Below are 24701 nucleotides of genomic sequence, written 5' to 3'. Positions count from 1 at the left end.
CTGCCTTATGTTTAATCGTGCCCCTCTCATTATTTTTATCACTTCAGCCTTTCTCATGGCTGGCACCTGGTTACATGGTGACGCATTTGGGGTGGATTCTTTAGGTAAACAGGCCTCCGGAGTCTCGCAGAAGCGATTTGAGCAGAAGTCTTGGTCGGGAGGACAGCAGTCGGATCTGATGAAAAAGTCATTTCCGTTTAAGCAATATGACTCGCATTATTCTGCACTTGGATCGAAGAGATCGAACATTTCGATGGAGGAAACCAAGGACAAAGAGCGTTTTAAGGCGGAAATGATGGAGTTTCCTGAAAAAAAGATGGATATCTCTAAGTGGAATGGCCGCCTCGCCCAATTGGAGGATCAGGCGCAAATCAGCACTGGAACGACATCGAAGCAGATCGAAGACAAGCGTATGTATGAGTCGATGATGCAAACATCGAAGAATTATGCAGAAACTGGTAAAATTCTTTCATTGCGAGATGTTAACCGCTTTCAATTTCGTCAAAACCGCTCTAGCTCAGCTGTTCCAGTGACTGCAGCAGGCGTTAGCCCAGATTCTTAGATTGAAACTCTAAGCTTTCTAGCTGACTCACCGCGCCGTTGCGTATCATCTAAGTCGTGATGCCGACAACACCTAGATACCAATTCTATTTCCTGACTATATTAGTGGTGGTCGCTATGATGTGGCTGTTGTTACTCACTGGTTTTAGGGAGTATTGGGGCTTTTGGCAAAGTCCCGAGGTCTATGAGTTTTTGAAACACGAGTATCCTCAGTGGATGCGTGACTATATCTGTAGCTATTACGATGCTAATTTTTACTTCGTTGCATTCACATATTTGGGCTGGTTATCCAACGCGGTCATCGATCTGCGCTGCGCCGTTTCAAAGGGGCGCTGGATGCGTAGGCTCATTGTAATATTGGCGTTGACTGCCTTTATGGGAATGGTGGTTGGAGTGCGCGGCACCAACAATTTAGTCGGTTGGTTGGACTCAGGGCGCTTGCATGGAGTGACACCGCTGCAAGTGCAGCAACGCTAGTGAAAATGGTAAATGGCTCATCTACAAGGGATGAAAGCAGCGCACTCGGTCATTTTGTAAATAGAAGTGTCTTAGAAAAATGTTCTATAAAACGTCTAGATAGTCTTGAATAAACGTGTCGACTTAGGTTTGTTGCCGATCTTCTTACCATGTCGGGAATTTTATTATTTAGTCTTCTACTTGTGTTTGGTGCCTCTTTTGCGGCACCGCTGCTTTTTCGGCTCTTGAAGGATCGTTGCTCTTGGTTGCTCGCGGTAGCACCCTTTGGAGCTTTTGTGTTACTAGCGTCGCAGGAAGGTGCGATCGCCTCTGGCTCAGTTCTAGTGTATAATGTTGAGTGGTTTTCTAGCTTGGGAGCCGCTTTTAGTTTACGCTTGGATGGTTTGTCCTTGTTAATGGCACTACTGGTGACGGGGGTCGGTGGCTTTATTGTCCTGTATGCGGGTGCCTATATGCATGGACACCCACGCTTAGGGCGTTTTTATTTGTATTTATTGTCCTTTATGGGGGCGATGTTGGGCTTAGTGCTTTCGGATAATTTGATCCTGCTCTTTGTTTTCTGGGAGTTGACCAGTATTACTTCGTATTTGTTGATTGGCTTCAACCACGAGCAGAAGATCGCTCGCTGGAAGGCGCTTCAAGCGCTGTTGGTGACTGGGCTCGGAGCCATGTCGATGTTGGCAGGCTTTATATTACTAGGCGTAGTGACTGGGAGCCTGTCGTTTAGTGAAATCAATGGCATGGGTGATATTTTGCACGCCAGCCCTTGGTATACGGCAATTGTCATCTTGGTGCTGGGCGGTGCCTTTACTAAGAGTGCTCAAGTGCCTTTTCACTTCTGGTTACCGAATGCGATGGCAGGCCCCACACCGGTAAGCGCTTACTTACACTCCGCAACGATGGTGAAGGCGGGGATCTTTTTGATGGCGCGTTTGAACCCTGCGCTAAGTGGCAGTGGCTTGTGGGAATACACGCTGGCGATTTTTGGTAGTGTCACCTTGTTGCTAGCGGTCTGTCTCGGCTTGTTTCAAAAAGACGCGAAGGCAATTTTGGCTTATACTACACTCGGTGTGCTAGGCGTGCTGACCTTACTCCTCGGGATCGGCTCGCAATATGCGATCAAGGCGATGGTTGTGTTTCTGTTGGGGCATGCACTCTATAAAGCAACGCTGTTTATGGTGGTGGGTTCGGTGGATCACGAAACAGGCACGCGTGATGTCACAATCCTCCGTGGACTGCGTAAGTTGATGCCGATTACTGCAATCGCGGGTGTTTTAGCCGCGCTTTCAATGTCGGGCTTACCACCGTTCTTCGGATTTATTGGCAAAGAGTTAATCTATAAGGCTGGCGTGAAGCTTGACGGCTTTGAGATGTTCTTTCTAGGTGCTGCTTTAGTGGGTAATTTGCTGATGATGGGCTTGGCCTTGAAGGCCGGCGTCGGGCCGTTCTTCGGGAAATCCAACGTTGCCGCCTTGCCTAAAAAGCCACACGAAGCGCCTTTTGCGATGTGGGTCGGCCCGATCGTATTATCGGTTGCTGGTTTGGTGATTGGTATTTTCCCATTCTTAGTAACCGAGGCATTGGTTTCGCCGGCGATCGCTTCCATTCAAGGCACGGAAATCGTGCATTTGAAACTAGAACTGTGGCATTTGGTTCAGCCCAACTTGCCGCTGCTGTTGAGTGGTGTGACAGTCCTCGGTGGAGTATTGGTGTTTCTTTGTCGCACAAAGTTCTGGGCGGTATCTGATCGCGTGCTCGCTGCAATTCGTCCGTGGGGTGCGGATGCGATGTATGGACGTATTTTCAATGGCACGATGTGGCTGGCTAAGTCGCAAACTAGCTGGCTTCAGACTGGGCGTTTGCATGACTATGTTTTCATGATTGTTGCAGTGACCGTAGGTTTCTTGTCCTGGGCAATTCTCAATTATGGGGGTCTGCAATTTGATGTCGATTGGTCTGAGTTTAATGTAATTGTGACTGGCCTAGTGCTGGTTATGGTCGCTGCCAGTATCATTGCAGTGACTGCCACGACGTATGTGACTGTGTTGGTTGCCTTGGGCGTTGTGGGTTTCGGAGTCGCCATGATTTTTGTCTATTATGGTGCTCCAGACCTCGCGATCACTCAGTTGCTGGTTGAGACTTTAACGGTGGTGCTGTTCATGTATGTAATTTTACGACTGCCACCACTCAGAATTATTTCTAGACGGATGGTGCGGATACGAGATGCTGTTTTAGCGAGCACTTTTGGTTTCCTCATTATGCTCTTGGTGCTCAAAGCGGTAAACATTCAGTTCAACCATGCGATTTCTGAGAAGTTGGCTGCGATGAGTTATCCAGAAGCCAAGGGAAAGAATGTAGTGAATGTCATACTTGTTGATTTCCGTGCGATGGATACCTTGGGTGAGATCGTTGTGGTTTCGGCTGCTGCACTGGGAATTGCGGCGCTGGTGTCGGTTCGGGCGAAAGGGCGAAAGGGGCGAATTTCATGAGGTATTTTATATTAAGACAGGCGAGTCATATCCTGTTCCCGTGCTTACTTCTACTATCCTTAGTGGTGTTGTATCGTGGGCATAATTTACCGGGTGGCGGATTTATCGGAGGGTTGATGGCTGCGACCGCATTTATCCTAGTGGGGATTGGTAGTGGTATGGACGCTGCGAAAGCGAAGTTACGTATTGATCCGGTGACTTTACTGGGCGTGGGCTTAGCGGTTGCTGTTTTGAGCGGTTTGCCAGGGATGCTACATGGTGGGGCGTTTTTGACGGGTGCGTGGTTGCCTACTTTTTATCTGCCGCTGTTAGGTGCGATTCATTTGGGCACACCTTTGGTATTTGATATTGGAGTGTATTTAGTGGTCATTGGATTTACGCTTCATACGACTTTTAATTTGGCAGAATTAGGTGAACCAGATGATGGGGAGGGAGTTAAATAATGGAGCCACTAATTGCTTTTCTTATTGGGGTCTTATTTGCGACAGGCATTTACAGTTTGTTGCGGCGCAGCATTGTTAAGCTCGTCATTGGGATCGTGCTGATTTCTCAAGGAGCCAATTTATTGGTATTTACCTCTGGTGGATTGCTGGCTGGACGTCCGGCATTGGTCCAAGCGGGTGCGACTGCACCTGAAGCACCTTTTGGAGATCCGTTGCCACAGGCGATGGTGCTGACTGCAATTGTGATCGGGTTCGGTCTGACTGCGTTCCTATTAACTTTGGTCTGTCGCGCACATGAAGCTGTGGGCGACGACGACATTAACGCTTTTGATAATACAGACACGTGATTAATTACGCGCTATTACTACCTATTATACTCCCGTTGTTGGGGGTGATTACACTGTTGATCGGGGCACGTTCATTGACTTTCCAGCGCATTGGCGGGGTCTTTTTTGCCTGTGTTACCTTTGTGGCTTCGCTGAATCTACTCTATGTGGTCGACCAAGTTGATTATTTAGTGATTCACATGGGAGAATGGAGTGCACCCCTTGGCATTACTATGGTCGCCGATCGATTTAGTGCGATCATGGTTGCGGTATCCTCGTTCATGGGCGCGGCTGTAGCGATCTATGCCTTGAGTGAAATAGATGAAGCGCGGTTGAAGAAGTTCTTTTTTCCGCTCTATCTCGTTCTGATTTGGGGCGTCAACGGTGCCTTTCTAACTGGAGATTTGTTTAATCTTTATGTCTGGTTCGAGGTCATGTTGATCGCTTCGTTTGTCCTCATGTCAATGGGGGGGGCGAAGGAAGAGCTAGAAGGCGGGCTGAAGTATGTATGCCTAAACTTGCTTTCTTCGGTGATGTTTTTGATCGGTGCTGGCATGATTTATGGCAAAACTGGGACATTGAACATGGCTGATATTGCTCAGCATTTGGCTGCGGCTGAGAATGTGAATTGGGCCATTAGCAGTTCGATGTTGTTACTAGTCGCCTTCGGTTTAAAGGCTGGTATGTTTCCGTTTTTCTTCTGGTTGCCTGCATCTTACCATACGCCGCCTTCCGCAGTGTCCGCGGTCTTTGCGGGCTTGTTGACTAAGGTCGGGGTATATGCGCTGTTTCGTTCGTATACGCTGATGTTTGCACCCTTGTTTCCTGAAGTGCAGACGATCATTTTATGGTTGGCGGTTCTAACTATGATTACAGGCGTGCTTGGCGCCGCGTCTCAGTTCGATATGCGCCGTATTCTATCGTTTCATATTGTGAGCCAGATCGGTTATATGGTGCTCGGTTTGGCATTTATGACGCCTTTGGCGATTTCCGCCGCGATTTTTTATCTTGTGCACCATATTATTGTGAAGACGAACCTGTTCCTTGTGAGTGGGGTGGTCATACGTCTGAAGGGGAGCTGCGATTTGTCGAAGGTCGGTGGTTTGGCAGTATCGGCTCCATGGCTCGCGGTGCTGTTTTTTATTCCGGCATTTTCGCTCGGGGGCATTCCACCGCTCTCGGGGTTCTGGGCCAAGTTTGCTCTGGTAAAATCCGGCATTGAGATCGAGAGCTGGCTACCGGTTACGGCAGCCCTACTTGTGGGAGTGCTGACCTTGTATTCGATGACTAAGATCTGGGCTGAAGCTTTTTGGAAGACACAGCCTGAGGATGTGGATGTGCAACCGGGCAAGCCGATCGGATCGCTCGCGTGCATGCTTGTCCCTATCGTCATTTTGGCTGTCTCAACCATCCTGATCGGGATTGTTGGAGAGCCTCTATTCGCTTTTTCGGAGCGAGCTGCTGCACAATTATTAAACCCAGAGTCTTATATATCGGCAGTGATGCCTGAAGTATTGGAGGTGTCGCCATGAAGCGCTTATTTGCATTTGCTGAGTTTTTGCTGTTCTATTTGAAGGAGGTTCTCGTTTCGAATCTTCGGGTGGCCTACGATGTGTTGACACCCACGCACCGGATGACGCCCGGTATCATTGCGCTGAATGTGGCTGATATGAGTGATCGTCAAATCGCGCTGATGGCAAATTTTATTACAATGACTCCTGGAACCTTGGGCTTAACCGTGTCGGAGAATCATGATAAGCTCTACATTCATTCGATGTATTTGGATGGGGAAGTTGAGGAGATTGCTGATCAATTATTAAATGATTACGGAAAGCGGGTAAGACGTGTGGTTTGAAGCTTTTGACAGTCCAATTGCGATCGCATTTGCGATTTCATCAGTCTTCCTATTGGCAGCTCTAGTGCTTGCGATGCGTCGCATTTTAATGGGGCCAACGCCGTTTGATCGAGTCGTCGCTTTAGATTTGGTGGGAGGAGTCTGCCTCTGCTTGATTGTGTTGTTTGCTGTCTATTTCGAGCAGATGATATTATTAGAGACAGCATTTGGAATTTCCCTGGTTAGTTTTCTTGGGACGGTGGCTTTTGCACGATATTTAGGGAGGCGGACAAAACGATGAGTATATTGGTAGCAGTATTAATGATATTGGGCTCGTTTTTTGCCTTCGTTGCTGCGTTGGGTGTGAACCGTATGCCTGATTTCTACATGCGAATGCATGCCGCGACGAAAGCGGGCGCATTTGGCGCTGCATTAATGGTGTGCGCTGCAGCATTGCACTTTCATTCGCTACGCGCTTCGATCACCGCACTTTTTATCATCGTATTCTTCTATATTACCACCCCGATTGCTGCGCAGACAATTGGAGAAGTTGCTTATCGTAAGGGAGTTAAGCTTTGGTCTAAGACTGGACGTGATCAGCTTTCAGAAGATGAGCGTGACTAGGCGGTTAAAGCCTTCGGGCTTTAAATATTAAATGTGGATAAAATGTGGAAAAATCTTGCTTAATGTGGTTTTTGGCGATTGCTAGGTAGCTCTATGAATCCCTTTAGAACCCTAATTGCTAGTTTGTTCTGTATACACCTAAAACACGCAACAGTCATTGGTGGCTTGATGCTTTGTGCTCTTAGTTTTGCCAATGCTGGAGGCGGAGGTCACGCATCTCATGATGATGCTCAAGAATTCCCAATCTCGGAGGCGACATACCACGCCATGGAATTAGAACAGGCGTCTGAGACGGGCGAGGAGCTTGGATTAATCGATCAGTTAAAACTGCGTGCAAGCGCAGATCCGATTAATGTCGTGGCGACTGTCATCTTTCTACTGGCGGTTGCACATACATTTCTAGCGACGACTTTTAACAAGCTCGCGCATAAATATGAGGTAGAGCATCACAATGCAATTGCCTTACACACTAAGAAGTATGTTGAGGGCAAAGACCCTGTCAGCTTTAAGTCGACACTCTTTCACTTTTTGGGGGAGGTCGAAGCGATTTTTGGTATCTGGCTGATTCCGCTCTTGCTCGCACTTGTATTCATGAAGCCCGAGGGGTTTGAAGTCGCAGCGCATTACATTGATAACCGTAATTTCACAGAGCCGATGTTCGTTGTGATTATTATGGCGATCGCTTCCAGTCGACCTGTGATTCAAATCGCTGAGACGTGCTTACGTTCGGTTGCATCGATCGGGAAGCGCACACCAGCGGCATGGTGGCTGTCCATTCTGGTGGTGGCTCCACTATTAGGCTCCTTTATTACAGAACCTGCTGCAATGACGATTGCTGCACTGTTGATTGGTCATCAATTTTACATGCTAGACCCGTCTCCGAAGTTCAAATATGCGACGCTGGGTCTGTTGTTTGTGAACATTTCTGTCGGTGGCACGCTCACTCACTTTGCTGCACCTCCAGTTTTGATGGTCGCCAACGCATGGCACTGGAACATGCCATTCATGTTCACGCATTTCGGGTGGCGCGCGGTGCTGGGGATCGTGGTCGCGACGGCCGTGTATTTCTTCATCTTCAAGAAGGAGTTTAAGGACTTAGCAGCACGCCATGAGGCATTGGAACAGAGCGGAGCTGATGACGAGCCAGAGCCTGCGCCATATTGGATTATTATAGTGCACTTAGGCTTTGTTGCATGGACAGTGCTGACACTGCACCATCCTGCATTCTTCATCGCAGGTTTCTTGTTTTTCTTGGCGTTTACCATGGCGACGCATCATCACCAGTATGACATCAAATTAAAGTCGCCAATCTTGGTGGGTTTTTTCTTGGCAGGATTGGTGACGCATGGAGGTCTGCAAGGTTGGTGGATTTCCCCCGTGCTGAGTTCACTAGCGGAAGTGCCACTGTTCATCGGTGCAACCATTCTAACTGCATTCAATGATAATGCGGCAATTACCTTCCTTGCCTCGCAGGTCCCTGTATTTAGCCCAGACCAATTTATTGCAGGTCAGTGGATCTCTAAGACTGGGGCGGCCTTGGCTAATTCTCAAGGCCTAGAGTATGCCGTGGTCGCGGGTGCTGTGACAGGCGGTGGCTTAACGGTGATCGCCAACGCGCCGAATCCCGCGGGGCAAAGTATCTTGAGTAAATATTTCAAGGACGGAGTTTCGCCGTTCAAGTTATTGCTCGGAGCGCTTTTTCCAACATTAGTGATGGCTTGTGTCTTTATTGTCCTGCCTCACTAGGCTCGTGCATTAGGTCGCGATATTTTTTCAATAGGCGCTTCGGTTTATCCGAAGCGCCTATTTTTATCCTAAAAAGCTGAGTTGAACCTAAAAAGGTGAGTTAAAACTACGACGGAGGTCTGCCGTAGATGGCGTAGCAAGTTAGTCCTTGGTAATGAATCCCTTACAGTCGCGTTCGCTGGCGCCAATTTGGCGAATCGAAGATTGCTCATAAAATACTGATATTTAGCTCCTAACTACTCTTTTAAGGTTAATCAGAGGTTCTAAACACATACTGCTTAAATACTTGAGTGGCGCCTCGAACTAGGAATCACGTGTTATCTCATTCGCCATTTTGGCAGTGGGCAGGATTGACGTTAATTAAGGTCCATTAACGGTTTAAGAATCAGAGCCCATGGCAACTGCCGAATCTAGGTTTATATTTCAGGGTAAGATGCGCGCATGCACCTCCCGACTAGGCATCGGGCAAGTGGCAGACTTCAGGGATTTCTGACGGCGCATTGCGATGGCGTCATACACCCGATCTCGAAGGCTGCGTGGTAGCCATAGCGCGATACGCGCTAGGAAGCGCCATAGGCTACGAGTGTCAATTAAAGCGAGCAGGGCCGCATCTGAGCGAAATAGAAGCGTGGTATGCCCATCTTTAGCAACACGTTGATAGACGACTGTATCTAGAGCCAGTCGATACTTCTCAGGTAAGATGGCTTGAGCGGCGATACCTTGGATTGGTGCAAAATAGAGATGCTTGCGCTTATCTTTGCGAATAAGGAACTGAACGCTGCGATTGCATAGCCCACAGTTACCATCAAAAAATAAGATTGCTTTGCTCTTCGGTTTCACAGGACAGATCAATGGACCTCTAGATGGATTTGTCGACAGCCGAAGTCTGTTACTCGATTAATTCAGTGCACTATTCTTCGGATGTCTGGATGGTTCTTCTGGGAAACTTACTGTAGCGATGCGAGGCTAGTCGTGTCTGCTGTGTGCCTCCGTGCCTTCGGTCGACCTCGCTAGCGCGAGTTGGCTACACGGTTCGGTGGTTGGGTGTATTATTACGATGCGAGGCTAGTCGTGTCTGCTGTGTGCCTCCGTGTCTTCGGTCGACCTCGCTAGCGCGAGTTCGCTACGACTTGGGTTGCGCATATCAGTCGCTTCAACGTAGGATTCAGGCGCTTCCGCTTGCCCATACATCGTTCCTCGTTTTCTGTGGTGGTGTGGATTTTAAACTAAACAGTGACTATCAACCGCAAGGCGATCAGCCTCAGGCGATTCAGGCCTTGGTGGAGTCGGTGCGTGCGGGCAATAAACGCCAGACTTTGCTCGGTGTGACTGGCTCGGGGAAAACATTCACGATGGCGAATATGATCCAGCAGCTGCAACGTCCGACACTGATTCTCTCGCATAATAAAACTTTAGCCGCACAACTTTACTCGGAGTTTAAGTCCTTCTTTCCTGATAATGCGGTCGAGTATTTTGTCAGCTTTTACGACTACTACCAGCCTGAGGCCTATATCCCTCAAACCGATACCTATATCGAGAAGGACTCTTCGATTAACGATGAGATTGAGCGCCTACGCATTGCTGCATCCTCATCGTTGATCAGTCGCAAGGATGTCATCGTGATTGCCAGTGTCTCTTGCATCTACGGACTCGGTTCGCCTGAGGATTTTAAAGAGATGATGATTCCGCTGGAAGCGGGCATGGAGATTTCTAGAGATGAGTTCCTCGAACGTCTCGTTGAGGTGCTATATGAGCGTAATGATGTCGCTTTCAAGCGTGGCACATTTCGTGTGCGTGGTGATGTGGTCGATATCTTTCCGGCCTATATGGAGACTGCTATTCGTGTGGAATTCTGGGGTGATGAAATCGAGAGCATTCGCGAATTGGATCCGTTGACTGGCGCAACTGCTGCGGTGTTGGACATATTTAATCTGTATCCGGCGACTCAATACGCGACGCCCAAGGAGAAAATTGCGGAGACAGTGCCACAGATACGCGCTGAGTTGGACGATCGTATCGCGTGGTTTGAATCGCAGAACTTACTTCTGGAGGCGCAACGTATTCGTATGCGCACGGAATATGATATTGAGCTATTACAGGAGATGGGGTTTTGCACGGGTATTGAAAATTATTCGCGCTATCTGTCGGGCCGTAAGCCAGGTGAGCGTCCATTTTGCCTGATCGACTTCTTTCCCGATGACTTTCTACTTTTCATTGATGAGAGTCACGCGACGTTGCCGCAAGTGCGGGCAATGTATAATGGCGATCGGGCACGCAAGGAGCGTTTGGTAGAGTATGGATTTCGTTTGCCTTCGGCGATGGACAATCGTCCACAGACCTTTGAGGAGTTTGAATCGATCACGGATCAAACGATCTATGTGTCAGCCACACCAGCAGCGCATGAGTTAGAAGTCTCATCGGTCATTGCGGAGCAAGTGATTCGCCCGACGGGGTTAATTGACCCGGTAATGGAGATTCGTCCGATCAAGGGGCAGGTCGAAGACTTCATGGGTGAGGTCCGCAAGGCTACGGAGCAAGGCGAGCGCACGCTCGCGACGACGTTGACAAAGCGCATGTCGGAGGATTTGGCCGACTATTTGCGCGAGTCGGGCCTGAGTGTGGAGTATTTGCATTCGGATATCGATGCGATCGAGCGTGTAGAGATTCTTCGGCGTTTGAGGTTGGGTGAGTTCGACGTGCTGATCGGAGTCAACTTATTGCGTGAGGGGTTGGATCTTCCCGAGGTGGCATTGGTTGCCATCCTCGATGCGGATAAGGAAGGCTTTCTGCGTAGCGCGACGAGCTTGATCCAAACCGCAGGCCGTGCCGCACGTCATGAGAAAGGCCGCGTTATACTGTATGCGGATGTTATGACGAATTCCATTAACCAGACATTAGAAGTCACTGGAGCGCGGCGGGAAAAGCAGTTGGCATACAACACCGAGCATGGAATTACTCCCGCAGGTGTGAAGCGCAGCATTGATGAGAGCCTGCAAGCGCCTGGCAAACGCTATGACGAAACTGAGGGGCATGACTTGCTCGCAGCTGAGTCTGGCGACATCGATGTGGCACATGTGATCGCTGAGTTGGAGAGCGAGATGTTGGAAGCGGCGCAGAAACTGGAATTTGAGAAAGCCGCAATGCTGCGCGATCAGATCGATACACTGCAGACAGGTAAGCACGGCGGCGGAGCGACGGGTAGTGCAAAGGCAAAGCCGCACAAGCGTAAGAAGGCGGTTTATAATGCTAAAGGATTGCCTAAAAAGAAGCGCTAGCTTCAGGTGCGTTATCCTAGCGGATCAAACCATAGTGTTTGCAGCCTTCGACAACCCCACTGGTCGCGAAGCCTTTGGCATGGTAAAAAGTCTTTGCGGCTGAGTGTGCCTTCGATTTTATGACCTGCTCTGCGAGCCCATCGCTGGCGTTGCCGACGAGGATCGATTTGAATGCGCAAAGTGCTGCGTAGTCGTTCCCAGAGTCGCCAGCGTAGACAACTTCTTCGGAGCTGAAATTTGCGTGTGTTGTAAGCCAATCGATCGCATGAGATTTATCGACGCTTGTGGGAAGTATGTCAAGAAGGCCACGATTCTCGAAAGGGTCGATGCTACCCATACAATGGTAGGGGAGATTCAATTGCTTTAGCTTCCCATTCACTTGATGAATTAACTGTTCAAGTAGCGTGATTCTACAGTAGTAACTTATTTTAAATAAACCTTGGTGTTCGCTATCCTGTGCGTTGAGTCCGGCTATATGTGATAGTAATTCCTCAATTCGTTCGCGAGGGAGCTTTTGGGTGCGTGTGCTCAAATACTCTTGGTAGTGCTTAAAGGGTGTATACCCAGAATCATCTTTGATGTAGATGGAGGTGCCGACATCACAAATGATCCAGTCAGGTTTGGGTAGTTCGTATTGTTTCATTGCTTCAAGGACGGATGCGTAGTGACGTCCAGTAGCGTAGACAAATTTGATGTTTTTATCGGATATGTTGTCAGCCAGTATATTGAGAGCTTCAGTGTTCTCTGCACTGTCTTTTAAGGGGATCAGTGTTCCGTCTAGGTCGGTAACTAATACAAAAGGAGACGTTGTCGCGATGGTGCTGGTCATTATCTGTTGCATAAGAGTGATGGTATAGCAGCACTTCTGTTTGTCTTCAACCCTTCTTGTCATTTAACTGGTTGCTGCATTTGATTTACGCGCCTAGGCGTGTATTGTGCGACCGTGTTTTGGGTTCTGTTCTATCTAGTAAAAATGTATAATCTGAAGGCGACTGAACCGTCTGTTAAATACTAACGGTTGACAGGCGTGTTATGGTTTAACCCTCGCATTAAAATATAAATTTTATATATAGATAACTTCGGCATTCCTGTCGGGTTTATATATCTGATATTTAACAAAAATACGATGAGCAATAAAAGTGATAAAGGAATACGCATAGCTTTAATTAGCTTGCATGGTTTAATACGTGGCTCGGATCCAGAGTATGGGCGTGATGAGGACACTGGCGGTCAAACGCGTTATGTAATCGAACTGGCGCGTGCACTGTCGAAGCGGGAGGATGTCGCGCATGTTGATTTGATTACGCGGCATGTTATCGATGAGCGAGTCGACTCTGATTATGCCAAACTAATTGAGCCGTTGAATGACAAGGCATCGATTGTCCGTATTGCTTTTGGTCCTAAACGTTACATTAGTAAGACTCGGTTATGGCCATACATGGAATCTTTTGTGGATCAGTGTCTGCAATATTTTCAAAAGAACCGATCCTTTCCGGATGTGATTCATGGGCACTATGCCGAGTCTGGTTATGGTGGAGGGCAACTCGCTCGTCTATTGGGTGTGCCTTTTGTATTTACTGGTCACTCTTTGGGGCGCATCAAAAAAGAGCGTTTGTTGGAGTCGGGAATCAGTGAAGAGAAAATGGAGGAACGCTATCGCCTTTCACGACGTATTGAGGCGGAAGAATTTGCGCTGGAGACTTGTTCATTGATCTGCACCAGCACGCATCAGGAAGTGAAGGAACAATACGAGTGCTATGAACACTACGTTCCTGAACGCATGGAAGTGATTCCGCCGGGTATTGATTTGGGCGCATTTCACCCGCCGATTGAGGATGAAGCGCAGTCTGATTTGGTAGCTTCTATTCGTAGTTTTTTGAAGGAGCCAGACAAGCCAATCATCGCGGCGATGGCTCGGCCTGATGAGCGTAAAAATTTAGAAATGCTAGTGAAGGTGTATGGAGAGTCGCCCGCTCTGCAGCGGCGTGCCAATCTAGTTTTAATTCTTGGAAGTCGTGATGACATCCGCTCGATGCCAGCTGGACAGCGCACTGTATTGACACGTATTTTGACCTTAATCGATGTGTATGATCTTTACGGTAAGGTGGCGTATCCGAAGCAACATGAGCCTCGTGAAGTGCCGACACTGTATCGTGAGATCACTCGAACTGGAGGCGTTTTTGTGAATGCTGCGATGACAGAACCATTCGGCTTAACACTGCTGGAAGCTGCTGCCAGCGGCGCTCCTATTGTCGCGACTAACAATGGTGGCCCCAATGATATTATTGGTAATTGCCACAATGGTTGTCTGGTGGATCCCTTCGATCCTGAGTCGATTGAGCGCGCATTGATGCACGCTTTATTAGAGCCTGAGCAATGGTCTGTTTGGTCCAAGGCTGGGTTGAAGAATGTGCACGAGTATTACTCTTGGGACACGCACTGTGATCGCTACATGCGGAGTGTAAAAGAAATTGTTGTGCAAGCGGACCCCAATCCAATCTTACGTCGAGGACGGAAGCCACGTAATCTGCCACAGATTGATCGTTTGGTGGTAGCTGATATCGACAATACACTGACTGGCGATGATGATGCGATGCATCGGTTCTTTGATTTGATTGCCCAAGTCGATGAGAACATCGGTTTTGGAATCGCGACCGGACGCTGCTATGAGGAAGCCTTACAGTTAATTGATGCGCACGACATGCCTCGCCCCGAAGTGTTGATTGCCGCGGTTGGCACTGAAATCTATTATGGTAAGAATCTCACTAAAGATACGAGTTGGCAGCAGCATATAGATTTTCGTTGGGAACCAGAGGCAATACGCCAGTTACTCGCGACGGTTGATGGTCTACATTATCAAGATGAACACGAGCAGTCTCGCTTCAAGATTAGCTATGGCTATGATGCGAAAGTTGCACCTAAGGTTGCTGCGATTCGCCGTATGCTGCGTGAAAATGGAATTCGCGCGAATCTGATTGTATCACTGGGAATGTTTTTGGATGTGATTCCTTTTCGCGCTGGAAGCGGGTTGAGCATTCGTCATATGGCATACAAGTGGGGTTTTCCGATGGAAAGTGTCTTGGTTGCGGGGGATTCCGGGAATGATGAAACCATGCTGAGTGGAAACACCTTGGGAGTCGTTGTTGGGAATTATAGCAAGGAGCTTGAAAAACTTCGACGTCATCCGCGGGTATACTTTGCAGAAGGTAACCACGCTGCTGGAATCATCGAAGGAATTGATTATTATAATTTCCTTGAAGATATACGCATACCGAATGATCGCGTAACTGAACCAGATGCTTGAGTTTGATTTAAAATACGAAGCGGACCGCTCGTTGGAACGATTGCGCCCAATCGTCCATGAGCGTATCCGTGGTTCGTCAGGCAATCATGTAGTTTCGCATGAGTCGATAGAACTGCTCGACGCTCGCTTTGAGCGGCATTGGCCGCGCTTGTTCGGGTTGTTGTATCGTATCTATGGGCAGCACTACGATTTCTTTTATCATTTGACTGAGATCGTTAAGGCGATGGTGGATTCGTGGATGGAGCGCAGCGGTGAGTTGCGCGGCTTGGACTTGCGGCGCGAAAATGATCCTAATTGGTTTCAGTCGGAACGAATGGTAGGAGCGTCGCTTTATGTCGATTTGTTTGCCGGGGATATTCACCGTTTGCGGGAGAAAGTGCCATACTTTAAGGAAATCGGTTTAACGTATCTGCATCTGATGCCTCTCTTTTTGGCGCGTGAAGGTAACAGTGACGGCGGTTATGCTGTCTCGGATTACAGGAGTGTCGACCCCAAGTTGGGCAGTATGCAAGAGCTACGTAAACTTGCTACAGAACTGCGCAGCGCAGGTATTTCGCTGGTGCTGGATTTTGTCTTTAACCATACCTCTGATGATCATGAGTGGGCATTAAAAGCGCAGGAGGGGGAGCGTGCGTATCAGGATTACTATTACCTGTTTGATGATCGAACGATGCCGGATCGTTATGAAGAAACGCTACGTGAGATATTTCCGACGATTCGACGCGGTAACTTCAGTTGGCACGAAAGCTTACAGAAATGGATTTGGACGTCTTTTAACAGTTTCCAGTGGGACTTGAAATACGCGAATCCTGAAGTGTTTTGTGCGATGGCAAAGGAGATGCTGTATTTGGCCAATACTGGAGTCGAAGTGCTGCGCTTAGATGCGGTTGCATTTATTTGGAAACAAATGGGGACTAGTTGCGAGAATTTGCCTGAAGCGCATTTATTGATTCAGGCGTTTAATGCACTTTGTCGTATCGTGGCTCCTAGTTTGGTCTTTAAATCGGAGGCAATTGTGCATCCTGACGATGTGGTGCGTTACATTAGTCCTGAAGAGTGCCAGATCTCCTATAACCCGACTCTGATGGCATTGTTGTGGGAAGCATTAGCGACGCGTGAGGTGAAATTGTTGCGGCAGTCCCTGAGTCATCGGCAGTCATTGCCAGCCGGTTCGGCATGGCTTAATTATCTACGTTGCCACGATGATATCGGGTGGTCGTTTGATAATGGTGATGCCTGGCAGGTCGGAATCAATCCAGACGATCATCGAAGTTTCTTGAATGCTTTCTACACTGGGCAATTTGAGGGCAGCTTCTCACGCGGGGTGCCTTTTCAGCATAATGAAGAGACGGGGGATATGCGCGTTTCAGGCACGATGGCTTCTTTGATCGGAATGGAACAGGCGATCACTCAGTCTGACCGTCGATTGACTGAGATGGCCTTGCGGCGGATGCGAATGGTTTACGGCGTGCTTTGTAGTATTGGTGGCATTCCCATGTTGTTTATGGGTGAAGAATGGGCGATTTTTAACGACTACAGTTATTTGAGTGATTCAGATAAGTCAGATGACAGTCGCTGGATTCATCGTCCATCAATGGATTGGTCGGTGATCGAAGACGCTGCGGATGGTTCGGATTACCGTCGTTATTGCTTCGATATGATTTGCCGCATTCTGTATGGGCGTAAGCAGATGCCTGCATTGCAGGGCAATCAGATGGAACTGCTGTTTACAGAGCATCCACATATTTTAGCATATCGACGTTGGGAAGAGGGCTGTCAAATCGTGGTGCTGGCTAACTTTTCAGAGAAGTCACAGTCAATCGATTTGACGGACTTACGTTACGCGGGCTTGTCGCACTTTATGCGGGACTATTTTTCTGAGCGTGTGTATTCCACCAGTGGGACGACTTCACTCGCACCGTATGAGCTACTGTGGCTGGAAGAACATTAAATGGGACATGGATGAGACCAGGACTGAAACAAATGATTGCAGGCGTGCTACTGTTTGCAGTGGGTGTGATTTGTGTGCCTTTGGCCATTGTGCTGATATTACTTCGTGACAGCACCGATCTCGTTGAATTTGTAGCGCCAGGCACCGCAATGGCTTTTGTTGAGACGCCAGGGCGCTACTATCTGTGGCATGACTATCAGACCGAGTATGATGGCCGCACCTATCATCACGCACAGGAACTACCAGATGGCTTAGAGATTGAGATGATAGGGAAGGGCGGCGTGGTGCTTGAGTTAGTGAGTGCCGCGAATACCACCTTCTCGTCGAATGGGCGTGCGCGTCAGAGCATAGGCTATGTTGAGGTGGCTGATGCTGGTCAGGTCACACTCAATGTCACAGGAGATTCAGAGCCTCGGATCGTTTCGTTTTCTCCTTTTAGCTTAGGCCGCTTCGTTGGGTTAATCGTGAAAGGCGTGCTGATCGCACTTGCCGCAGGGGTTTCGTCGCTCGGTTTAATGATCTGGGGGATTGTTAAATGGGCGAATGCCCCACTTAAACCAGCCTGTCTCAGTTGAATTGAGTTGAAGTTGTTTACGTGGACGTTAGACACGTTTTCGATGCCTAATCGATATTCACGTAGATTAAAGCCAGACTTACTGAGTGATACGGCACTCGCGGATCAAACAAATGGGCTATTTCGCTGGATCACTGGGGCCGTTGAGGCGCGCATGGCGAAGCAACACGGTTGGACTGTCTCAGAATATGAGTCAGCCGATGGTGTTGAGCTGGAGTGTCGGTATTATGATTTCAAGGGTGTCGTGAGCCTCACTCAAGGGAGTGATATACATAGCGTGAAGGGCAAGGGCATGGTTCGGTCCAGATATGTCCTAATTTCAACTACCTGCCAAGATAAGCGCAAGGTTGATGCGTTGATTGTAGGCAATGAGATCGTCAGTGGTTTTGAAAAAACGTTCTCATATATTGGTGCGGCCTTCGTTGGTGTTTTAGGTTTGATGATACAAGTGGTAGTGTTACGGGTCATCTCGCTGGAGGTGACGGCTGGTTGCTTCATTGCTGGTTTCTTCCTTGGAGGCTTATTCGGTTACTTGATGGGGGATCGGATCGCGGCATATCGTAATAGAAATCAGACGGTTACCACCTTTGATGGTCAAGTGGACATGGGCGTGGCTCGGGCAGATTGGTCTGACTTTATCAAATCAATCATTGAGCCCGTGGATACGTTTGCGCTGGAGGTGGAGTCGAAGCCATCGACAGCGACGATTCTGTGAAGTAAGTCGTCTAGTGTTCTTCCTCGTAAATTGCATTTTTTTATTCCTCTGTCTTGTGTGTTCCGTGCTTATCCATGTATAAGCTATAGCATGAGAGCATATTTAGGTATTGATGGTGGTGGAACCCGCACGCGAAGTCTTCTCGTCTCAGAAACTGGAGACATCCTTGGGCGAGCTGTGTCAGGTCCATCAAATGTTCAACAAGTGAGTATGGAGGCGTTGCATGGTAATCTGCAAATGTTGCTCGACCAGACCTTTACGGATTTACCGGATGATGTTGAGTATATCTCTTCATGCTTTGGACTTGCTGGTGCGGCGTCCGCGAAAAACAAAGACGAAATACGCGAGATGTTAGTCAGCTTGACTCCTGTGCCATCGGAGGCACCGATTCTAACATCCGACGCGCATATCGCGCTGATCGGTGCGCTTGCGAATCGTCCTGGGCTAATGCTGATTGCTGGCACTGGTTCGATTTGCTTGGGGCGTGATGGAAATGGCCTAACGCACCGCACTGGTGGCTGGGGGCCGGCTTATGATGATTTGGGCAGCGGGTCATGGATCGGCAAACAAGCGATGCAGATGACATTCCAAGAATCTGACGGCCGCCGGCCCGCGGGACCATGGCAACGTAATGTTTTAAAGCGCCTGCGTTGCGCCTCCATTGAAGAGCTACTTTGCAAGGTAAAGACCGGAGAAATCACGAATCCACAGGTTGCTGCGCTCACGCCTATGGTGATACAGTTGGCTCAAGCTGGAGTTAGCGATGCGGACGATATTATTAATCGTGGAGTAGAGGAGTTGGTTCGCACAGTCACAGTGACGTATCGTAAATCGAATTTGGAAGAGGCTCCGCTAGTTCTGGTCGGTGGTCTTTTGGAGAAGTCTGAACTGTTCCGTGAGCGGTTTATCACTCGATTAAAGGCCACTGAGCCACAAATTCTGATACAGAAGAGTCTCATGTCTCCGATCGTCGGGGCGGTGGTAGTTGCTTGTAAAAAATCGAATGACGGGCTACCTGAAGAACTTGAGAAAGCACTGACTGCTGAACTGGTAGGCTGAGCGTCTCAGTGCCATTACGCGGCTATATCATGTCAGTATCGAACGGAACCAATTATTCAGAGCCTGCATGGTTTGATGAACCTCATCAAGAACCTGCAGCGGCGGAACTTGTGACGGCGGAATTATCGAAGTTCCTGCGCAGTCATGCGGCTCGTCGACAGTTGAGCGAGGACCCTAGTGCAAAGCAGGCACCACGCGTTTACTGGCATCAAGGCAGTGAAGTGGATTTTTTCGAGCGGGTGCCTCATCGTTTACCATCAAGTCGGCCACTGACTGCGCACATGAGTGTGTTTGGCTACGAGCAACCACAGCATAGTGGGCAAGCGCTGGCGGAATGGACGCTCAATGGTAATGTGATTCCAGTGCTTGGAGCACGTTTTAGAGTGTTTGATTTGAAGACGTCGAAATGGATCGGATCAGGTCGAATCGAAGAGGATCGCGATTCTGTGTTCGCGTTTCTAGTCGCTGGCCTTTGGTCGGACTTTTATAAGTATGAGCACGATTGCAGCGGGCTAGTGCTGGTAATCTTTGACTGCTGATCTAGGCTCAAACTGAACAATTGGCTGTTCTAACTCCGACTATTTCTTCGGCAGAATCACGCGTCGACGTGGAATCACCCGATTCGAGGTGGAGGGCCTTTTGCTCGTAGTATTCAGCCCCGGGATGTTTGGTCGACTGGGCTGTTTTTGTGGCTGGGCTGCTGGAGATGTGGCGACTGGTAATGGACTGTCAGTCGCAGTCATTAATGTGAGTTGCTCGGCGCGGCCGTTGAGCGTGACTGTGATCGTCATCGTCTTGATTTTGAAGTCACGCACGCTGATCCCGTTTTCACTCCCATTTTCAGCAATCCAATAGCCGCGGTTTTCAGATTTCTGGAATAAACTAAATTGGTAGACGCCTTCGAGTTGGACGACTCCTCGAAACTCTAGTTCACGCGACAGTGGACCATTGACTTGTTTGACTGGTTTCGGTGGTTCGGGCTTTTTATTGTTATAACCTGGCGGCAAGAAAGGGCTATCACTCTCTAGTTTGGATTCGCTCGCAAAGAGCGCGATGCCGGAGGTGAGGCATGCCGCTGCGATCAATGAAGTCTTGATGAGATTTCTTAAGTGCATGTGGCGTGGGTTTTGCGTGTGGGGTAGGTGCTGTGGACTAATAACTACCAAAGCGAATGAAGGGGCGCTCCTTGGGCTCTGGTTCTTCGATTGGTAGTGGGTTTTCCTTCGCAGCTTCTTCGGCCTGTTTACGTTTTTCGATCATAGGTTCAATCTTACTATCTTCTAGGTAGATGTCACCGGTTGAATCGTTCTCCATGTATTTTTGAATTGCTGCTTTCTCTAGCACGTTTTCCAAGTATTCGCGTGAGATGCGATCGGATTCGGCTGGGTTTTGCATTACTTTGGGGCGGACGAAGATGATGACTTCCGTTTTCTCAAACTTGTCTGAGGCTCCAGTAAATAGTTTCTTGATCCCTGGAATCGATCCTAGCAGAGGGAAATAGCTGTTTGAATTGATGCGTGAGTTTTGCTGGAGCCCACCAAGGATGACGATTTGTCCATCTTTGACACTGACGGTTGAAGTGGCTTCGCGCTTGCCGATGATTGGTTGTTTATTGCCGTTAATCTCGACTTCACTGACAACGTTCTCGATGGTTTGCTCAATTACCATTTGCACGGTTCCGTCAGCACCGATTAGCGGTGTGACTTTGAGTAAAATACCAATATCTCTATATTCAACGCTGTCGTTGGTATTGCCGTTACTGTCATTGAAAGTCGTTGATGAAGTGATGATTGGGAACGATTGGCTGACATTAATTGTGCCTTCTTCGTTGTGACTCACCACAATGCTGGGAGCGGAAAGTAGCTTAGTGTCACCGTCTTCATTCGTTGGTTCGATTGAAGCTGCGAGCGAGAAATCTTCGGGGTTATCCAGATCGATAATACCATCGGTGATGGAGATGCCACCAACTGTGCCAAGTGCGATATCGGTAAATGTATTCGTTGATCCATCGTAAGCGAAGCTCAGTGAGTTGATTCCGAAACTGTTATCATCCTTGAGTTGGACTAGTGAGATAACAGTTTCAATTAGCACCTGCGGAAGCGGTCGATCTATTTTATCGATCAACTCTTTGAGTGTTTCCAAGTCATTATGCGTGCCATAGGCAACGATGGCATTGGTGCGTTCGTCGGCTGAAAGGCCGACGAAGTTTGAAAACTGAAGTGAGCTATTGCTGGAGCTTCCGTTCTCAGTGGTGACTGTTTTTGTGTTGATGACAGTTTGTTGTGGTGTGCCGACTCCTTCTGGAAGCGGGCCTTGGGTATTATCTTGATTGGCGCCTTTATTTTTCTCAATGGCGACTTTGGTGTCTTCTTCAGTGCCTTCTTTCTGACCGGAAATGATCTCATCGATGATGGAGACGACTTCTGCGGCCTTCGCCTGTCTTAGTGGGAAGACTTCGCTGGCTGTCAGTGGTGCGGCATCGACATCAACGCTCTCGATGACATTCATAATGACGTCCAGATTGCCAGGGTGGGTGATCAGGATCAGCTGATTCGTTCGCTCGTCTGCAGCGACGCTGGTATTACCTTCTAGGTAGCTTTTTAGCGGGCCTGAAATTAAGCTTTCGATGCGTTGCTGCATCTCAGAAGCCTGAATGAAATTCAGTTTGATAAATTTGATCTCTTCGCGGATTACTTGAGGCTTATCCATTTCCATGACTAAGCGCTCAATGCGTTGTAGGTTGATCAACGCATCGGTGATCAGCATGGCGTTGGATTTCGGGAAGACCACGACGCTGGAGTTTTGCGATAAGAGTGGCTGAACGGTAGTGCCACTGGTGGCTTCGGCCTGTAGGTAATCGAATTTAAAGAGTTTGGCGTAGATTTGCTGACTTGCTGGGCGATCGAGTGTGCTGCCAATAATCATCTCAGGCACGTGACTGTTTACACTGGTGGCTGGCACCGCCTTCATGAAACGTCCACCCATATCAGTGAGCATAATTGAGTTCAGGCTGAGCAAACTTTCGAGTGCCAAGACGGCTTCGCTTTTGGTGAGTGGGCCGCGGGAATTGAAGTTAATTTTGACGGCGGCGATGTCTTGGCGACGTAAAATGATCTTGCCCGTCATTTGCTCAAGCATGTCGAGCACTTGCAGGGCAGTCTCATCACTGAGCACGATGAGGCCGACCATTTCGTCTGGATTGTCAACCTCAGGCTCTAGAGGGACGATCTCTGAGCTTGGCCTTGCGGGCTCTATTCGCTCGTCCTGTGCGTGGCTGATCGTGACAAATGCGAGGAGCAGACTGATGAAGAGTGGAAATGTGCGAAAAGTGGAATTCATGATCGAAAGAGCGTGGTGCGGATTCGTCTTATTGGGTCTTCAGGTCGAAGGAGTTGTTCAGGTCGAAGGAGTTGATTTGAAAGCGTGCATCCAGTTCCTCAGGTTTTTTTCGGTTTTTCGTCACACGGACACTCTGGAGGTTGATGTAAGGAGTTTCTTGGCTGAGTAGCTTGTTGAACTGAATTAATTGGGCAATCGAGATTCGGCTTAGACGTATGCGCACGTTATGGTCGTTGAAAATCTCGCCCTCCCGTGTTTGCACAGGATCGATGTCTGCTTGGTCAGAGAGGGCTACTTTACGAAGGATACTGAAAATACGGCCTGAGAGTTGCGAGCCTGCGTAGGTCTTCTGCGGGTCGACACGTTCGAGTGCATTTGCCAGGCCGACTGAATACTCATCACTACGGTCGAGCCAATGCTGCTGTATTTCTAGGTCGGCTTGAGCGAGTTGTCGGTGATCGTTCAGAGCGGAGGCGCGACTCAGAAGGCTACCTGTCCAAATGAAGAGCATGACGAGAATGAACAGGAGGGTGAGGAGCTTCTCACGCACGGACATCCTTAAGAAGAGACGCTTTGCTTTGTTGAGGAGTTGTAGCATTAGATTTCGGCCTCCTCAGTTGGTGTGGTTGGTGTTACAAGTTCACGACGTTGGGGTTTTGCGCGCTCGCTAGGTGTGGAGAGTCGAGGCGCTGAGGGAGGTGCGATCTTAACGGGCGTCTCAGTTGGCACTGTTTCTTCTATGATGGGGGCTTCTTCCACTACGATAACTTCTTCCTCGGCGATTGGTGCCTCTGGCTCGATGTGCGTGTAGGCCAGTGTTACGGTAAAAGTCGTGTTACCTGCTCGGGTGATGGACTCTGGAGCTGCGACGATCTCGAACTGACCGGAACGCTTTAAGTGTTCGGTGTAAGTGTTGAGTGCGTTAATACTGGTGGCCTTGCCTTCGATGGTGATGTGATTTTGACCTTCGATAATAGCGCTATCATATTCGATCCCCAGTTTCTGCGCTAAGCGAATAGTGTTCGCCGCTTCTAGGATAGCGATGGGGCGTAACTCATTTTGAGAGACCTGCTCGAGTTTTACCATGAGCGCTTGTTTCTCCTCAACTGTGAAGACGGCGGATTGTTGGTTCGCCAGTTGATTATCGAGCGTGCCGACCCAAGCGAGACAGGCCATCAACAGAATCTCTCCAACGATCAGCACGAGTGATAAAATGGCAGCCCAGCCAGTAATCCGTAGTAGCACGGCTCCTAAGTGACGGGCGCTGCGTTCGGTTTCTTTAAAGTCGCCACTGCGAACATCTGCTTGCCAGAGCTGTGCTTCGGTCGGAACGAGCGTTGTCCACGCGCCATATTCGAGGTCGCTGCGTGAGTCGTCGGCAGATTCGTGGACGAACGTTGGCAGGCCTTGTTCGTTCAACTCGACCGCACTGGTGCGTATGTTAAGCGTTGCGGCGGTTTTAGGCAGATCGGGTGCGCTGGCTTTGAGCTCGTTGACCGCTTTGAGCACGTTGCCTAAGGAGGCCTCGGCGAGCGGCGTGACTAGAACAGTGCTCGGGATACTAGCACCTTTAGCAAAGAGTAGCAGGCTGACGTTATCTGCTGATTCCAACGCGACCAATGTCTCGTCTGGAAAGCATGCGCCTGTGAGCGTTGAAAAATCAGGAAGCACCCATGCGTAGCTCTGCAGCTCAGTGTAGCCGGCAGCCATGAGACGATCACGATGTGTGGCGTAGAGCAGGATGTCGGGTGCGTCTTCGCTATAGAGGTAGCCCCAATTCAGCTGGTCGATGGGGAAGGGGGCGATCGACTCAAGGCTCAGCTCAACAAAATCTTGTATTTCAGACGGCTCTAGGTCGACTGGCACCTCGATCCTTTCGATGAAAAACAGATGACCGGGTAGGACGAGCACTTGCTCTGCTGGGGCAGTTTCAGTGGGGGTCGATGTGGGGTTACTGTCTATCACGGGGCTGTATAACTAATTT

General features: G+C 49.0%; 23 protein-coding genes. 17 read left to right on the top strand and 6 right to left on the bottom strand.

Going from position 1 to position 24701, the window contains the following annotated elements; genetic code table 11:
* Window positions 1-7: 7 nt before the first annotated feature.
* From GZZ87_RS13865 to GZZ87_RS13820, 10 genes are all read left to right on the top strand, one after another.
* Window positions 8-562, top strand: coding sequence for a hypothetical protein (locus tag GZZ87_RS13865; protein WP_162026376.1), 555 nt, complete (start codon window positions 8-10; stop codon window positions 560-562).
* 59 nt (window positions 563-621) lie between these two features.
* Entirely contained in the window at window positions 622-1038 is a 417-nt protein-coding gene (locus GZZ87_RS13860) for a hypothetical protein (RefSeq protein ID WP_162026374.1), read from the top strand.
* A gap of 149 nt (window positions 1039-1187) precedes the next feature.
* A complete protein-coding gene (locus GZZ87_RS13855) occupies window positions 1188-3527 on the top strand; it encodes a putative monovalent cation/H+ antiporter subunit A (protein ID WP_162026372.1) in 2340 nt (779 codons plus the stop codon).
* Window positions 3524-3970 carry an MnhB domain-containing protein gene (locus GZZ87_RS13850; protein ID WP_162026371.1) on the top strand — a complete coding sequence of 149 codons (447 nt, stop codon included), beginning with the start codon at window positions 3524-3526 and terminating at the stop codon, window positions 3968-3970. The genes GZZ87_RS13855 and GZZ87_RS13850 overlap by 4 nt, the downstream gene beginning before the upstream one ends.
* A complete protein-coding gene (locus tag GZZ87_RS13845) occupies window positions 3970-4317 on the top strand; it encodes a Na+/H+ antiporter subunit C (protein WP_162026369.1) in 348 nt (115 codons plus the stop codon). Before GZZ87_RS13850 ends, GZZ87_RS13845 begins: the two co-directional genes overlap by 1 nt.
* The gene (locus GZZ87_RS13840; RefSeq protein WP_348534062.1) at window positions 4314-5828 is read left to right on the top strand and encodes a proton-conducting transporter membrane subunit; all 1515 of its coding nucleotides are present in this window, start codon (window positions 4314-4316) and stop codon (window positions 5826-5828) included. Before GZZ87_RS13845 ends, GZZ87_RS13840 begins: the two co-directional genes overlap by 4 nt.
* Window positions 5825-6151, top strand: a complete 327-nt coding sequence (locus tag GZZ87_RS13835; protein ID WP_162026368.1) for a Na+/H+ antiporter subunit E — start codon at window positions 5825-5827, stop codon at window positions 6149-6151. Before GZZ87_RS13840 ends, GZZ87_RS13835 begins: the two co-directional genes overlap by 4 nt.
* Window positions 6152-6224: 73 nt before the next feature.
* Complete coding sequence (locus GZZ87_RS13830; protein WP_162026671.1) at window positions 6225-6431, top strand: monovalent cation/H+ antiporter complex subunit F; 207 nt, start codon at window positions 6225-6227, stop codon at window positions 6429-6431.
* Entirely contained in the window at window positions 6428-6754 is a 327-nt protein-coding gene (gene mnhG / locus GZZ87_RS13825) for a monovalent cation/H(+) antiporter subunit G (RefSeq protein ID WP_162026366.1), read from the top strand. The genes GZZ87_RS13830 and mnhG overlap by 4 nt, the downstream gene beginning before the upstream one ends.
* 267 nt (window positions 6755-7021) lie before the next feature.
* On the top strand, window positions 7022-8500 hold the full coding sequence (locus GZZ87_RS13820; protein ID WP_244648118.1) for a putative Na+/H+ antiporter: 1479 nt from the start codon (window positions 7022-7024) through the stop codon (window positions 8498-8500).
* 423 nt (window positions 8501-8923) lie between these two features.
* Here GZZ87_RS13820 and GZZ87_RS13815 read toward each other — a convergent pair whose 3' ends face one another.
* A complete protein-coding gene (locus tag GZZ87_RS13815) occupies window positions 8924-9340 on the bottom strand; it encodes a DCC1-like thiol-disulfide oxidoreductase family protein (RefSeq protein ID WP_162026364.1) in 417 nt (138 codons plus the stop codon).
* A 374-nt stretch (window positions 9341-9714) separates the two neighbouring features.
* On the opposite strand from GZZ87_RS13815, the gene uvrB reads away from it, so the two are divergent.
* Window positions 9715-11775 (top strand): excinuclease ABC subunit UvrB, encoded by a 2061-nt coding sequence (uvrB, locus tag GZZ87_RS13810; protein WP_162026362.1) that lies wholly within the window; start codon window positions 9715-9717, stop codon window positions 11773-11775.
* A gap of 16 nt (window positions 11776-11791) precedes the next feature.
* Here the strand turns inward: uvrB and GZZ87_RS13805 are convergent, their stop codons facing one another.
* Complete coding sequence (locus tag GZZ87_RS13805) at window positions 11792-12616, bottom strand: HAD-IIB family hydrolase (protein WP_162026360.1); 825 nt, start codon at window positions 12614-12616, stop codon at window positions 11792-11794.
* Between the two features lie 285 nt (window positions 12617-12901).
* Between GZZ87_RS13805 and GZZ87_RS13800 the strand changes: the two genes are divergently transcribed.
* The 6 genes from GZZ87_RS13800 (at window position 12902) to GZZ87_RS13775 (ending at window position 19917) form a co-directional block, all read left to right on the top strand.
* Window positions 12902-15079 carry an HAD-IIB family hydrolase gene (locus GZZ87_RS13800; RefSeq protein ID WP_162026358.1) on the top strand — a complete coding sequence of 726 codons (2178 nt, stop codon included), beginning with the start codon at window positions 12902-12904 and terminating at the stop codon, window positions 15077-15079.
* On the top strand, window positions 15072-17030 hold the full coding sequence (locus GZZ87_RS13795) for an alpha-amylase family glycosyl hydrolase (RefSeq protein ID WP_162026356.1): 1959 nt from the start codon (window positions 15072-15074) through the stop codon (window positions 17028-17030). Before GZZ87_RS13800 ends, GZZ87_RS13795 begins: the two co-directional genes overlap by 8 nt.
* Before the next feature lie 11 nt (window positions 17031-17041).
* Complete coding sequence (locus GZZ87_RS13790) at window positions 17042-17605, top strand: hypothetical protein (protein WP_162026355.1); 564 nt, start codon at window positions 17042-17044, stop codon at window positions 17603-17605.
* A 42-nt stretch (window positions 17606-17647) separates the two neighbouring features.
* Window positions 17648-18319, top strand: coding sequence for a hypothetical protein (locus GZZ87_RS13785; RefSeq protein ID WP_162026354.1), 672 nt, complete (start codon window positions 17648-17650; stop codon window positions 18317-18319).
* Between the two features lie 90 nt (window positions 18320-18409).
* Window positions 18410-19378: a BadF/BadG/BcrA/BcrD ATPase family protein gene (locus GZZ87_RS13780; RefSeq protein ID WP_162026352.1), complete on the top strand. Its 969-nt coding sequence runs from the start codon at window positions 18410-18412 to the stop codon at window positions 19376-19378.
* A 29-nt stretch (window positions 19379-19407) separates the two neighbouring features.
* A complete protein-coding gene (locus tag GZZ87_RS13775) occupies window positions 19408-19917 on the top strand; it encodes a hypothetical protein (protein WP_162026350.1) in 510 nt (169 codons plus the stop codon).
* Window positions 19918-19956: 39 nt separating this feature from the next.
* Here the strand turns inward: GZZ87_RS13775 and GZZ87_RS13770 are convergent, their stop codons facing one another.
* The 4 genes from GZZ87_RS13770 to GZZ87_RS13755 are packed head-to-tail and all read right to left on the bottom strand — an operon-like array spanning window position 19957 to window position 24682.
* On the bottom strand, window positions 19957-20493 hold the full coding sequence (locus GZZ87_RS13770; protein ID WP_162026349.1) for a hypothetical protein: 537 nt from the start codon (window positions 20491-20493) through the stop codon (window positions 19957-19959).
* Between the two features lie 37 nt (window positions 20494-20530).
* Entirely contained in the window at window positions 20531-22717 is a 2187-nt protein-coding gene (locus GZZ87_RS13765; protein WP_162026347.1) for a secretin N-terminal domain-containing protein, read from the bottom strand.
* A gap of 28 nt (window positions 22718-22745) precedes the next feature.
* The gene (locus tag GZZ87_RS13760) at window positions 22746-23315 is read right to left on the bottom strand and encodes a hypothetical protein (RefSeq protein WP_162026346.1); all 570 of its coding nucleotides are present in this window, start codon (window positions 23313-23315) and stop codon (window positions 22746-22748) included.
* On the bottom strand, window positions 23315-24682 hold the full coding sequence (locus GZZ87_RS13755; RefSeq protein WP_162026344.1) for a hypothetical protein: 1368 nt from the start codon (window positions 24680-24682) through the stop codon (window positions 23315-23317). Before GZZ87_RS13755 ends, GZZ87_RS13760 begins: the two co-directional genes overlap by 1 nt.
* Window positions 24683-24701: the final 19 nt, after the last annotated feature.

It is taken from the genome of Lentimonas sp. CC4, from assembly GCF_902728235.1.
GTDB lineage: Bacteria > Verrucomicrobiota > Verrucomicrobiia > Opitutales > Coraliomargaritaceae > Lentimonas.
The sequence above is the reverse complement of the archived record's forward strand: the minus strand, read 5'-3'. Positions and strand labels throughout refer to the sequence as shown.

Coding starts and splice junctions, on each gene's coding strand:
- GZZ87_RS13805 (WP_162026360.1), bottom strand. CDS start 12,616: ATGCAACAGATAATGACCAGCACCATCGCGACAACGTCTCCTTTTGTA.
- GZZ87_RS13785 (WP_162026354.1), top strand. CDS start 17,648: ATGCCTAATCGATATTCACGTAGATTAAAGCCAGACTTACTGAGTGAT.
- GZZ87_RS13860 (WP_162026374.1), top strand. CDS start 622: ATGCCGACAACACCTAGATACCAATTCTATTTCCTGACTATATTAGTG.
- GZZ87_RS13770 (WP_162026349.1), bottom strand. CDS start 20,493: ATGCACTTAAGAAATCTCATCAAGACTTCATTGATCGCAGCGGCATGC.
- GZZ87_RS13790 (WP_162026355.1), top strand. CDS start 17,042: ATGAGACCAGGACTGAAACAAATGATTGCAGGCGTGCTACTGTTTGCA.
- mnhG (WP_162026366.1), top strand. CDS start 6,428: ATGAGTATATTGGTAGCAGTATTAATGATATTGGGCTCGTTTTTTGCC.
- GZZ87_RS13800 (WP_162026358.1), top strand. CDS start 12,902: ATGAGCAATAAAAGTGATAAAGGAATACGCATAGCTTTAATTAGCTTG.
- GZZ87_RS13775 (WP_162026350.1), top strand. CDS start 19,408: ATGTCAGTATCGAACGGAACCAATTATTCAGAGCCTGCATGGTTTGAT.
- GZZ87_RS13780 (WP_162026352.1), top strand. CDS start 18,410: ATGAGAGCATATTTAGGTATTGATGGTGGTGGAACCCGCACGCGAAGT.
- GZZ87_RS13830 (WP_162026671.1), top strand. CDS start 6,225: ATGCGTCGCATTTTAATGGGGCCAACGCCGTTTGATCGAGTCGTCGCT.
- GZZ87_RS13835 (WP_162026368.1), top strand. CDS start 5,825: ATGAAGCGCTTATTTGCATTTGCTGAGTTTTTGCTGTTCTATTTGAAG.
- GZZ87_RS13820 (WP_244648118.1), top strand. CDS start 7,022: ATGGAATTAGAACAGGCGTCTGAGACGGGCGAGGAGCTTGGATTAATC.
- GZZ87_RS13765 (WP_162026347.1), bottom strand. CDS start 22,717: ATGAATTCCACTTTTCGCACATTTCCACTCTTCATCAGTCTGCTCCTC.
- GZZ87_RS13795 (WP_162026356.1), top strand. CDS start 15,072: ATGCTTGAGTTTGATTTAAAATACGAAGCGGACCGCTCGTTGGAACGA.
- GZZ87_RS13855 (WP_162026372.1), top strand. CDS start 1,188: ATGTCGGGAATTTTATTATTTAGTCTTCTACTTGTGTTTGGTGCCTCT.
- GZZ87_RS13845 (WP_162026369.1), top strand. CDS start 3,970: ATGGAGCCACTAATTGCTTTTCTTATTGGGGTCTTATTTGCGACAGGC.
- GZZ87_RS13865 (WP_162026376.1), top strand. CDS start 8: ATGTTTAATCGTGCCCCTCTCATTATTTTTATCACTTCAGCCTTTCTC.
- GZZ87_RS13760 (WP_162026346.1), bottom strand. CDS start 23,315: ATGCTACAACTCCTCAACAAAGCAAAGCGTCTCTTCTTAAGGATGTCC.
- GZZ87_RS13850 (WP_162026371.1), top strand. CDS start 3,524: ATGAGGTATTTTATATTAAGACAGGCGAGTCATATCCTGTTCCCGTGC.